The sequence below is a fragment of the Paractinoplanes aksuensis genome (genome assembly GCF_024137025.1).
Taxonomy (GTDB): Bacteria; Actinomycetota; Actinomycetes; order Mycobacteriales; family Micromonosporaceae; genus Actinoplanes; species Actinoplanes aksuensis.
Map to the genome: position 1 here is coordinate 58,545 of NZ_JAMYJR010000034.1, position 11,360 is coordinate 69,904.

At 69.2% G+C, this 11,360-nt stretch carries 9 protein-coding genes; 6 read left to right on the forward strand and 3 right to left on the reverse strand.

The window, feature by feature from the left end; all coding sequences use genetic code 11:
• Positions 1-65: 65 nt before the first annotated feature.
• Positions 66-1,253 carry an ROK family transcriptional regulator gene (locus M1L60_RS31530; protein WP_253241189.1) on the reverse strand — a complete coding sequence of 396 codons (1,188 nt, stop codon included), beginning with the start codon at positions 1,251-1,253 and terminating at the stop codon, positions 66-68.
• Between the two features lie 164 nt (positions 1,254-1,417).
• Here M1L60_RS31530 and M1L60_RS31535 point away from each other — a divergent pair, with 164 nt between their 5' ends.
• The 5 genes from M1L60_RS31535 to M1L60_RS31555 are packed head-to-tail and all read left to right on the forward strand — an operon-like array spanning position 1,418 to position 5,589.
• Positions 1,418-2,428: a substrate-binding domain-containing protein gene (locus M1L60_RS31535; protein WP_253241190.1), complete on the forward strand. Its 1,011-nt coding sequence runs from the start codon at positions 1,418-1,420 to the stop codon at positions 2,426-2,428.
• Entirely contained in the window at positions 2,425-3,423 is a 999-nt protein-coding gene (locus M1L60_RS31540; protein ID WP_253241191.1) for an ABC transporter permease, read from the forward strand. Before M1L60_RS31535 ends, M1L60_RS31540 begins: the two co-directional genes overlap by 4 nt.
• Positions 3,420-4,187: an ATP-binding cassette domain-containing protein gene (locus M1L60_RS31545; protein WP_253241192.1), complete on the forward strand. Its 768-nt coding sequence runs from the start codon at positions 3,420-3,422 to the stop codon at positions 4,185-4,187. Before M1L60_RS31540 ends, M1L60_RS31545 begins: the two co-directional genes overlap by 4 nt.
• Positions 4,184-4,825 (forward strand): nucleoside/nucleotide kinase family protein, encoded by a 642-nt coding sequence (locus M1L60_RS31550; RefSeq protein ID WP_253241193.1) that lies wholly within the window; start codon positions 4,184-4,186, stop codon positions 4,823-4,825. The genes M1L60_RS31545 and M1L60_RS31550 overlap by 4 nt, the downstream gene beginning before the upstream one ends.
• A complete protein-coding gene (locus tag M1L60_RS31555; protein ID WP_253241194.1) occupies positions 4,822-5,589 on the forward strand; it encodes an SDR family NAD(P)-dependent oxidoreductase in 768 nt (255 codons plus the stop codon). The genes M1L60_RS31550 and M1L60_RS31555 overlap by 4 nt, the downstream gene beginning before the upstream one ends.
• 31 nt (positions 5,590-5,620) lie before the next feature.
• Here M1L60_RS31555 and M1L60_RS31560 read toward each other — a convergent pair whose 3' ends face one another.
• The gene (locus tag M1L60_RS31560; protein ID WP_253241195.1) at positions 5,621-8,404 is read right to left on the reverse strand and encodes a glycosyl hydrolase; all 2,784 of its coding nucleotides are present in this window, start codon (positions 8,402-8,404) and stop codon (positions 5,621-5,623) included.
• Positions 8,405-8,759: 355 nt separating this feature from the next.
• Positions 8,760-9,380, reverse strand: coding sequence for a TetR/AcrR family transcriptional regulator (locus tag M1L60_RS31565; RefSeq protein WP_253241196.1), 621 nt, complete (start codon positions 9,378-9,380; stop codon positions 8,760-8,762).
• A 101-nt stretch (positions 9,381-9,481) separates the two neighbouring features.
• Between M1L60_RS31565 and M1L60_RS31570 the strand changes: the two genes are divergently transcribed.
• Positions 9,482-10,957 carry an MFS transporter gene (locus tag M1L60_RS31570; protein ID WP_253241197.1) on the forward strand — a complete coding sequence of 492 codons (1,476 nt, stop codon included), beginning with the start codon at positions 9,482-9,484 and terminating at the stop codon, positions 10,955-10,957.
• Positions 10,958-11,360: the final 403 nt, after the last annotated feature.

The following is an 11,360-nucleotide window of genomic DNA, read 5'->3' on the forward strand; positions in this document are numbered from 1 at the left end:
CATCACCGAGGACGACCTGACCCGCATCGAGACGGAGAAGCTCGGCTACCGGGTCGCGGATTGACCTACTGGTCCCCGAACGGCGTCTTGCCCACCGTCAGGCGGGCGTCGAGGGTGGCCGGGGCGAGCACGTGGTCGCGGACCAGGTGGCCGGCGCCGGCGATGCCCGCGCGGGACTTGAAGCGGGTCGGCACGATCTGCAGGCGGCGGGTGGCCAGCGGCAAGGAGCGCTGATAGACGACCTGGCGGATCCCGGCCATCAGGTCGTCGCCGGTGCTGCCGAGCAGGCCGCCCAGCACGATCACGTCGGGGTTGAGCAGGCTCGTCGCGTAGGCCACGGACTCGCCCATGATGCGGCCGGCGTTGCGCAGCGCGGCCACCGCGGCCGAGTCGCCGCGGCGCAGGCGTTCGGCGATGTCGCGGGCGTCATGGCCCTCGCCCAGGTCGCGGGCCAGGGCCCAGCCGCCGACCAGCGACTCGAGGCAGCCGACGTTGCCGCAGCGGCACTGCGGGTCGCCGAAGCCGGCTACGTGGGCGTGCCCGATGTCGCCGGCCGCACCCTGGGCGCCGCGGTTGACCGCGCCGTCGATGACCATGCCGCTGCCGACGCCGGTGCCGGCCTTGACGAAGAACAGATGGCGGGCCGAGGGCCAGAAGCGGCGGTGCTCGGCCAGCGTCAGCAGGTTGACGTCGTTGTCGATGAGCACCGGGACCGGCCAGCTGCGCCGCAGGTGGCGGCGGATGTCGTAGTTCTCCCAGCCCGACATGACCGACCAGCCCATGACCCGGCCCGCCTCGTAGTCGACCGGCGCCGGCAGGCCCAGCCCGAACCCGGCCACCGCCGTCTGCTCCAGGCCCTGCTGCACGATCAGCTCGCGGACCAGCGCGGTGATCCGGTCGAGCAGCACCTCGGGGCCGTCACCCAGCTTCAGCTTCTCGACCCGGTCGCCGATGATCGCCATGTTGAGATCGAGGATCGCCATGCGGGTGCGGTCCTCACCGACGTCGACCGAGATGATCACGCCGGCGCGGGGGTTGAGCTCGAGCACCCGGGACGGGCGGCCCCGCGAGGGCAGGCTCTCGGGACTTTCGCGGATCAGCTGGGCGTCGAACAGCGTGTCCAGCCGCTGGCCCACGGTCGACCGGGCCAGCCCGGTGACCTGCGCGATCGCGGTGCGGGTGCGGGCCGTCCCGGCGGTGATCAGGCCGAGAACCCGGCCTGGCCCGTCATCGGCCATCAGAACGGTGGTCATGAATCTCCCCGTGGCGTGATGGGGCACAGTCAACCACAGCACTTTTGTCGATCACAAGACATAACTTCGACTTTGATGGTTGACAGCCGCCGTAACCAGCAACACGATGAGCCGTAACACCGCCGACTTAATTCGGCAGCCAACACATAAATTCTGGAGGACTCATGAAGGTCAACCGAGTCGCCGCGGCCGCGCTGGCGGCCGGCATATTTCTGACCGCCACCGCCTGCGGTTCCGACGACAGCGGCAGCAGCAGCGGGAGCAGCGGCAACAGCGACGTCACCATCGGCATCGTCGAGCTCAACCTGTCCAACCCGTTCTTCGGCACGCTGCAGAAGGCGACCGAGGCGGCGGCCACGGCCAAGGGCTGGAAGACGATGAAGGCCGAGGCCAAGGTGCCCGGCGACTCGGCCACCCAGGTGACCGCGATCGAGAACATGATCGCCAACAAGGTGAAGGCCATCGTGCTCGACCCGGCCAACCCGACCGCGCTCAACCCCGTGGTCAAGAAGGCCCGCGACCAAGGCATCCTGGTCATCACGGTGAACGCCACGCTGACCCCGATCGAGGGCGCCGACGCCACCTTCGCCACCGACAACACCGAGGCCGGCAAGCTGATCGGCCAGTGGGCCAAGGCCTCGGCCCCGGCCAACCCCCGCATCGCGATGCTCGACTTCGACCTCTCGGACGGCCCGGCCGGCGGCCGCCACAACGGCTTCCTCGAGGGTTACGGCATCAAGGACGGCGACCCCAGCATCGCCGGAGCGGCCCTCACGAAGGGCACCATCGAGACCGGGCAGTCCGCGATGGAGAACCTCCTCTCGGCCCACCCCGACATCAACGTCGTCTACACGATCAACGAGCCGGTGGCGCGCGGCGCCAACACGGCGTTGAAGAACAAGGGCATCAACAACGCCACCGTGGTCTCGGTCGACGGCGCGTGCAGCGGCGTGCAGGACGTCAAGGACGGCATCATCGGCGCGACCGCGATGCAGTTCCCGAGCAAGATGGGCGAGCTGGCCGTCGACGCCATCGCCAAGTACCTGGCCGACGGCACCAAGCCCACGGCCGGCCTCAACGACTCGGGCACGACGCTGATCACCGACAAGCCGGTGGACGGCCTGGAGTCGCAGACGTCGGAATGGGGTCTGCAGAACTGCTGGGGCGAGAAGTGACCAAGCTCGACGATGCGGTCCTCCTCGAGAAGGAGGACCGCGCCGGGCCCTGGCGGGCCGCGCTGTCGAGCCAGATCGCCGGCCCGCTCGCCGCCCTGGTGCTGGCGATCGTCATCTTCTCGGCCACCACTGACTCGTTCCTCAACCCGGGCAACCTCTCCCTGATCGCCCAGCAGTCGGTGGTCGTGGGCACGCTCGCGCTGGGCCAGACGCTGGTCATCCTGACCGCCGGCATCGACCTCTCGAACGGCGCGATCATGGTGCTGGCCTCGGTGGTGATCGGCAATCTGGCCACCGACGGCAACGTGCTCGGCGCGCTGCTGGCCGGGCTGGCGACCTGCCTGGTGCTGGGACTGCTCAACGGCGTACTCGTATCGCAGTTCTCGCTGCCGCCGTTCATTGTGACCCTGGGTGTCCTGTCGGTGCTGACCGCGGCCGCCCGGCTCTACACCGACTCGCAGTCGTACCCGATCACCTCGGAGTTCCTCACGGCGCTGAACGAGGGCCCGGCCTTCGGCGGGGTCACCATCACGTACGGGGTGATGCTCTGGATCGGTCTGACCGCGATCCTCGGCTACGCGCTGACCCAGACCGCGTGGGGCGTGCGGGTGTACGCGGTCGGTGACAATCCGCGGGCCGCCGCGCTGACCGGCATCAAGGTCAAGCGGGTGCTGCTCAGCGTCTACCTGACGGCCGCGGTCGTGTACGCGTTCGCCGCCTGGCAGGCCCTCGGCCGCACCCCGACCGCCGACCCCAGCGGCTACGCGACGGCCAACCTGGACAGCATCACCGCGGTCGTCATCGGCGGCACCAGCCTGTTCGGCGGCCGGGGCGGCGTGGTCGGCACGCTGATCGGCGCGCTGATCGTCACCGTGCTGGCCAACGGGCTCACCCAGGCCGGCATCGACTCGCTCTACCAGCAGGTCGGCACGGGCGTCCTGGTCGTGATCGCCGTCGCCGTCGACCACTTCGTGCGAACGAGGCAGACCCGATGACCCAATTCGTATTGCAGGCCCGCGGGCTGACCAAGCACTACGGTCACGTCGTGGCCATGGACAACTGCGACTTCGACCTGCGGGCGGGCGAGATCCTGGCCGTGATCGGCGACAACGGCGCCGGCAAATCGACGCTGATCAAGGCGCTGACCGGGGCCGTCATCCCGGACTCGGGCGAGATCATGGTCAACGGCGAGCCGGTGCACTTCCGCAGCCCGCTGGACGCCCGCAAGGCCGGCATCGAGACTGTCTATCAGGAACTCGGCGTCGCGCCCGCGCTCGACATCACGCAGAACCTGTATCTGGGTCGAGAGCAAAGGCGCAAAGGCTTATTGGGTACGGTGTTCCGCAAGCTCGACAAGTCGGCCATGCGGCAGGGTTCGGCCCGTCAGATGGCCGATCTGGGCATCCGGGTGCAGTCGATCCGGCAGAAGGTCGACACGCTCTCGGGCGGTCAGCGGCAGGCGGTCGCCGTGGCCCGGGTCGCGGCCTGGGCCACCAGTGTCGTGATCATGGACGAGCCGACGGCGGCGCTCGGCGTACGGGAAACGAACCAGGTCTTGCAGTTGATCGAACGGGTCCGCGAGAACGGCCTGCCGGTCGTGCTGATCAGCCACAACATGCCCAACGTGTGGCAGGTCGCCGACCGGATCCACATCCACCGGCTCGGGCGGCGCATCGCCGTGGTCGAGCCGGACAGCACAACCATGGAGGAGGCGGTGGCCGTGATGACCGGAGCCAAGCAACCGGAGGCCCTCGCGTGACCAGCTACACCCTGGCCGAACTGGTCGACGCGGCCCGGCAGCTGGTCGCGGACGGCGAGCGGCGCATCCTCGGCATCACCGGGGCGCCCGGCGCCGGCAAGTCGACGCTGGCCCTGCAGCTGACCGAGGCCCTCGGCGACCAGGCCGTGCTGGTCGGGCTGGACAGTTTCCACCTGTCCAACGCCGAGCTCAACCGCCTGGGGCGACACGCCCGCAAGGGCGCGGCCGACACGTTCGACGCGGCCGGCTATCAGAACCTGCTGCGCCGGTTGCGCCCGCAGACCGACGAGATCGTGTACGCGGCCGAGTTCGACCGCAGCATCGAGGAGTCGATCGCCTGCACGGTGCCGGTGCGCCGGGAGACGCCGCTGATCGTCACCGAGGGCAACTACCTGCTGGTCGACGACGACCGCTGGCGGGCCACGGCCGACCTGATCGACGAGGTCTGGTACGTCGACCCGGGCGAGGAGACGCGGATGGACCGGCTGATCGCCCGGCACATGCGGTTCGGGCGCAGCCAGGACGAGGCGTACGCCCGCTCGCACGGCTCCGACCAGCGCAACGCCGAACTGATCGCCTCGACCCGGCCGTTGGCCGACCGGGTCGTGCAGCTCATTAGTGAGAAGGAACTGGCATGAGCGTCTTGGATCTGTTCCGGATGGACGGCAAGGTCGCCGTCGTCACCGGGGGCAACCGCGGCATCGGCAAGGCCATCGCGACCGCGCTGGCCGAGGCGGGTGCGACAGTGGTGGTGGCGGCGCGGGACGCCGAACGCAACGAGCAGGCCGTGGCCGAGATCTCGAAGGCGGGGACGGCCGCGCACGCCGTCACCACCGACGTGACCAGCCGGACCGACCTGGTCAACCTGCGCAACACGGTGACCGAGCGGCTGGGCCCGATCGACGTGCTGATCAACAATGCCGGTGTCGGCATCCACGGCGAGTCGCTGACGATCGACGACGAGGGCTGGGACCGGGTGATGGCCACCAACCTGGACGCGGTGTGGAAGGCCAGCCAGGTGATCGGCGAGCAGATGGTGGGCCGCCGCTCGGGCGCGATCGTCAACGTCGGCTCGATGTCCGGCATGATCATCAACCGGCCGCAGTGGCATGCGCCGTACGCCGTGTCCAAGGCGGGGGTGCACCATCTGACGCGATCGCTGGCGGCGGAGTGGGCGCCACACGGCGTACGGGTGAATGCGATCGCTCCCGGTTACACCAAGACCGAGATCTCCGACATCGATGATCCGCAGTGGAAGCACTACTGGATCGACGAGGTGCCGATGCAGCGGTACGCCCAGTCGGCCGAGATCGCGCCGTCCGCGCTGTATCTGGCCAGCGCGGCCTCGACCTTCGTGACCGGCGAGATTCTGGTGATCGACGGCGGCTACACCCTCTGGTGACTCCTTTTTGTGAGGGTGCAGCCGCCTTCTCTCAACTACAGGCGTAGATCCTGAACTCCCAGAGCGAGTAGCCGTACGGGGTGCCACGCTCGGTGCCGTACATGCGCACGTAGCGCGCGTCGCCACTTAGCGTGTGGCTCACCTGCCCGGCGACGCCGGTGCCGGTGACCGTGGCGGCCGGCGTCCAGCTGGTGCCGTTGGCCGACGTCTCGATCCGGTACGACTTGCCGTACGCGGCCTCCCAGTTGAGCTCGGCCCGGGTCAGGGTGCGCGACGAGCCCAGGTCGACCTGGATCCACTGCGGGTCGGCGAAGGCCGACGACCAGCGGGTGCCGGTGTTGCCGTCGACGGCCAGGCCGCCCTCGAAGCCGGCGGCCTCGGTCGACGACACGGTGACCGGGCGGCCCTGCGAGGCCAGGGTGCCCGATCCGCAGCCGGTGGGCGGCGGATCGGTCGGGCCGGTGCCGCCGCCGGTGGCGTTGCCGCCCGACCAGTTGGTCGCACCGCCGGCGACCGTCTTACCGGCCGGCAACGCGAGGGTGCGGCCGTCGGAGAACGTCACCGTCTGCGCGGCATTCGTGATGTTCGAGGCCACGTACGTCTTGGCGCCGTTCTTGCTGAACACCTTCGCCAGCGGGTGGTTGGCCGTCACCGTGGTGTCGACCTGGCCCAGCGCTTGCAGATTACGAATCCAGTGGAACGTGTGGGCCCGGCTCTCGCCCTCTTCCGGCGTGTAATTGCCGGCCGCGCGCAGCCGTGACATCGCTCCGTCGGGGTCGCCCAGCGCGAGGTATTGCCACAGCATGTCGCGCCACAGTGTGGGTTCGCTGCCCTTGTTGCGCACCATTTCCGCGTACGTGTTGCGGACCGACGCCGGGTAGTCGCCGAGGTAGAACTGGCCGCCCGTGATCGGCAGCATGTTGATGCCGACGATCATCTCGTGCTCGCCCGAGAACCAGGTCGCATAGGCGCCACCGGAACCCCAGACGATCGCCGAGTAGTTGTGACCCCAGCCGGCCGGGAAATTCTCATTGCGTACGTCGAACCAGTACTCGTTGATGGCCGCCGACTGCGTCGTGTAGATCCAGATGCCGGCGTCGCGCACCGCGTTGTTACCCGTCGCCTGGCCCCATTGGATCAGCGCGTTGGCGAAGTTCTGACCCTCCGACGAGGACTCCTGGTTGTTGCCGGCGCCGAACGACCCGTGCCCCGAGGCCCAGTCGTGGCCCTCGTAGATGTCGAAGTCGCGCAGATACGGGAATCGGGTGTCGTTGCGGTCGTAGTTGTTGGCGTCGCGGATCAGCAGGTCGACCATGCCGCCGTAGCGGGCCGATGTCGCCCACGTCGGGTCGAACTTGGCCAGGGTGGCCGCGGCCGCGATGAAATAGCCGTAGTGGAAGTGGTGGTCGTTCAATTCCTGATCGGAGCCGTACGACGCCGGGTAGCCGATGAGCGTGCCCCAGTTGCGGTCGTAATAGAAGACGCGTGAGGTCTTGCCCGACGACGCGGTGAACCAGTCGGTCAACCGGGTGCGGATGACATTGAGAGCGCTGTCACGGACGGCCGAGAGGTTGAGCTGGTCGGCGATCTCGGCAACCCGCGCCGCCCGGCCGAGGCCCTTTCCGGTCCAGTACGTGTCGTCGCCCCGGAAGTCGGCCGGGTTGTTCAGTTCGGCGTTGAGGTAATTGGTGATCGTGGTCAGGTCGGCGCCCAACGAGTCACCCACCGCGGGGATCTCGGGCAGCACGCCGGTGTATTTCATCGACGTGCTGAACTGCGTGGCGGTGAGAATCCGCATGGCGCCGCGCGGCGAGACGTAGCTCTGCGCGAGCGGGGTCGAGCCGGTCAGATAGCGCCACTGGTGCGGGTAGAGCGCGATGACCGTGCCGGTGCCGCTGCCCTCGCGGGCGGTGGTGGTCAGCGCGTACGTGGTGTTGACCGTGCCCGCGCCCTGGTTGTAGCTGTACGACAGACGGCTGCCGGTGACGTGGTTGTGCGCGAACGGCGTGTACCGGTCGGCCAGCGCGATCTTGTCGGCTGTGCTGGTGGAGGCGGTGGTCGGCAGCACGGCCACCGACAGATAGCCGCGCCCGGCCAGGTTGGACCGGATGGTCGTGCTGTTGTGGGCCCAGGTGGCGCCGGTCGGGGCCCAGGCCACGTAGTCGTGACCGCCGATCGAGAAGCCGATCCGGTTGCCGCTGTTCGACCAGGCGGTGGCCGGGCCGGTCGTGGTGATCAGCGCGTCGCCGCCGGTCACCTGGTAGTACGACAGCGGCAGGCCGCGGCCGATGGTGGCCTTCAGGGTGCGGCCGCCGCCGGTCAGGCTGGTGGTGACGGTCCAGTCGCTCCAGCCGTCGACCAGGGCCTGGGTGGCGTTGAGGCCGTCGACGCCGACGCGCACGTGCTCGGCGTACGGGAAATGGTATTCGCCGGTGCCGGTGGGCGATCCGCTGATGGCGGCGTCGGTCTGGTAGCTCAGGCCCAGGCCGGCGGCGCCGGGCTTGTAAGCGGCCGGGCCGGCGAACAGCGGGGTCGAGAACTGGCAGTCGATCCGCTTGTAGAGCAGCGACGACCACCAGTCGTTGGTGGGGACGGCTCCGGCCGGGGCGTTGCTGGTGACGTACTGGCGGGGGTTGGTCGAGATGTCGCCGCAGCCCGTGGGGAGGCTGCGTCCGGCGGGGAGGGTCTCGGTGTAACTGCCGGCGCCGACAGGGGCGGCGGTCGCGGTGGTGGGGGCGGCGAGCACGGCCACGGTGCCGGCGCCCAGCGCGACCAGGGCGGTGGTGATCAGCGTGGTGAGGCGTCTGGATTCCATCGGGGATAGGCCTCCATGGGGATGGGGGGCCCTGGAGTGAGCGCTAAGCGGGGAGAGAGCGCTCTCAGGGTCTCAGAACGCTATCCACCCACATCAATTTCGTCAACGTTACGAATTCGCGCCCAGCCTGTTTCACCCACGCCGCGTCTTGCCCACCGCGCGCACTTCCACGGCCAAGCGGCACACGTCTTCCCTACGCACGCCTCCTTCACAGCACCTTTCCCGCGCATACCCCTCTTCGCGACTGCGAGACGCGCATCTCGCAGTGGACGCAGCCAGCGGCCCAGGCCACCTCGCACCCCCGACCGGGCCACGCCGCCGCGCACCACCCTCGTCACCACGCGGCCCCTCACTGTCAGGTGCGGTCGGGCGTGACTCCGTAGACGAGGCGCAGGATGGCGTCGGTCAGGGTGTCGAGCAATTCGTCGTCCGGGTAGGCGTCCGGGTGGGCGTAGGCGTCGGCGAACGTGACGCTGCGCAGGTTGACAGCCATGGTCGCCAGGAGCGTGGGCCGGCCCATCACGGTGAGCCCGGCGCGGGCGTCACGTTCGATGCGACGGCTGAACGCCGTGCAGCCGTCGGCCACCAGCCGGTCGCGGATCTGCATGACGTCAGGCCCGGGGTCCGGGTTGATGAACGCCTCCCGCAGCCAGCGACCGTCGATCTTCCAGCGAAACAGCGCCCGTCCCAGGCCCAGCCGCAAGGCCTGGCGATCGAGACCGTCGGAGGCCAGCCACTCGGCCATCTCGAGATCGTTCTCGCCGATCACCTGATCGACCAGCGCGGCCAGCAGCGCCTGCTTGGACTCGAAATAGAAGTAGAAGCCCGACCGCGCGATGCCGGCCGCCCCGGCCAGTTCGTCGATCGTCACCTGACTGATCGGCTTCTCGCGGAACACCAGCCGAGCCGCCTCGAGCAGCGCCCGCTCACGCTGATCACCCTTGGTCGGTCCACGACGGCTTCCGATGGTTGGCACGGCCCGATCTTACAACCTCGCCGTCGAGTGAAATCGACGTCACATCTCGCTTTTTCGACACGGTGTTGAGAATCATCGGCGACGCGTCTAGCGTTCGCCCCATGCCGTCCATCTCACCGTCCCGGCTCGTGCTGCCGGTCGCGTGCTACGTAGTCCTCCTGGTCTCGGCCCTGCAGACCCTGGTCGTCCCGGTGATCGCCAACATCCAGGCCGACCTGGGCGTCACCGCCACCGCCGCCAGCTGGGTGGTGACCGGCAACCTGCTGGCCGCGGCCGTGCTGACCCCGGTCCTGGGCCGCCTGGGCGACCTGCACGGCCGGCGCCCCGTCATGATCGGCATCCTGTTCGTCGTGCTGGCCGGCTCCCTGCTGGCCGCCACCACCACGAGCCTCCCGCTGTTGCTGCTGGGCCGCGTCGCCCAGGCCGCCAGCTTCGGCCTGTTCCCGCTGGCCATCGGCGCACTGCGGGAAGAGCTGCCCCCCACCCGCCTGACCGGCGCGATGGCCCTGGTCAGCGGCATGCTCGCGGTCGGTGCCGGCGCCGGCCTGACGGTCACCGGCCTCCTCATGCAGGACGGCGGCGACTACCACCGCCTGTTCTGGCTGGCCACCGCGCTGAGCCTCATCGGCCTGGCCGGCGTGGCCGCCCTCCCCCGTCGTGCCGCCGCCGCCACAGGCCGCCTCGACCTGGCCGGCGCCGGCCTGCTCGGCCTGGGACTGGTGCTGCTCCTGCTTCCCCTGGAAGAAGGAAACGGCTGGGGCTGGGGTTCCCCCCGGGTGATCGGCCTGCTGGCGGCCGCGGTGGTCGTGCTGACCCTTTTCGTGCTGGTCGAGCGTCGCCTCAGCCAGCCGTTGGTGAGCACCCGCATGCTGACCCACCGCCCCATCGTGGTGGCCAACCTGGCCGGCCTGTTCCTGGGATTCTCGATGTTCGCGGTGTTCCTGGCGGTGTCATCACTGGTGCAGACCCCACCGTCGCCGGCCGGCTACGGCTTCGGCTCGACAGTCCTGGCCGCCAGCCTGGTCTACCTGCTACCCGGCAACGCGAGCGGCATAGTCACGGCCCCGCTGGGCGGTCGCCTGGTCTCCCGCTTCGGCGCAAAAACAACCCTGGTCGTGGCCGCGGCCGTAGCCGGCATCGGCTTCACCATGCTGGCCGCCCTGCACAGCACCACCTGGCAGGTGATCGTCGGCGCGCTACTGGTCAACACCGGCGTGACGTTCGGCTATGCGGCCCTCCCGGCCCTGCTGATCGAAAACGTCCCCCCAGCCGAAACCGGCATCGCCAACAGCGTCAACTCGATCGCCCGCACGGTAGGCATGTCCCTGGGAACGGCCTTCGTAGTCACCATGATCACGCGCAACCTGGTCCCAGGCACTCCCCTCCCCCACGAGTCCCAAATCGTCGCAGTCTTCGCAACCGGCGCAGTCCTCGCCGCCGCAGCAGCCACCCTGATCTGGCTCGGCCTGCCCCGCCGCCGCCCAGCACCCATCTCCACCCTGGAAGCCGAGGAAGAAGCCGTACTAGGCGCCGCCGGCGTCGACATCCCAGCCGCCCTCGGCAACCCATCGAGGTAGCCGACCCCCACACCACCCGGTTCGGCCCACATCGAACGCGTCCAGCACGCCCGCCGCCGCCATCGCCTATCCCCTCGCGCGGCGGCTGACAACCCTCAGCATCGCCATCTCCATCCTGTGGCCGAGTTCGTGCTTCACACGCGACGAACTCCCACTAAAGCGCGGACCGTGCCCGTCACCAGCGAGCGAACCAGGCCACGAGCCACCCCGCACCGAACGTGCACATGGCCAGTCGGGGTGCAGACACTGCGAACCGCAACAAACGGATATCCCATCCGCCACGCCGACACGCTCACCACCGCAGCACACCAAGGCGACGCCATCACCAAGCCCATCCAGGCGCGTCCACGACCCGCACCGAACGCGCACACCGCCCGCCGGGAGGACGGCACTCGGGCCGGGA

Excerpts from the sequence above, each read along its gene's own strand:
- M1L60_RS31570 (WP_253241197.1), top strand. The coding sequence starts at position 9,482 with ATGCCGTCCATCTCACCGTCCCGGCTCGTGCTGCCGGTCGCGTGCTAC.
- M1L60_RS31535 (WP_253241190.1), top strand. The coding sequence starts at position 1,418 with ATGAAGGTCAACCGAGTCGCCGCGGCCGCGCTGGCGGCCGGCATATTT.
- M1L60_RS31530 (WP_253241189.1), bottom strand. The coding sequence starts at position 1,253 with ATGACCACCGTTCTGATGGCCGATGACGGGCCAGGCCGGGTTCTCGGC.
- M1L60_RS31560 (WP_253241195.1), bottom strand. The coding sequence starts at position 8,404 with ATGGAATCCAGACGCCTCACCACGCTGATCACCACCGCCCTGGTCGCG.
- M1L60_RS31555 (WP_253241194.1), top strand. The coding sequence starts at position 4,822 with ATGAGCGTCTTGGATCTGTTCCGGATGGACGGCAAGGTCGCCGTCGTC.
- M1L60_RS31545 (WP_253241192.1), top strand. The coding sequence starts at position 3,420 with ATGACCCAATTCGTATTGCAGGCCCGCGGGCTGACCAAGCACTACGGT.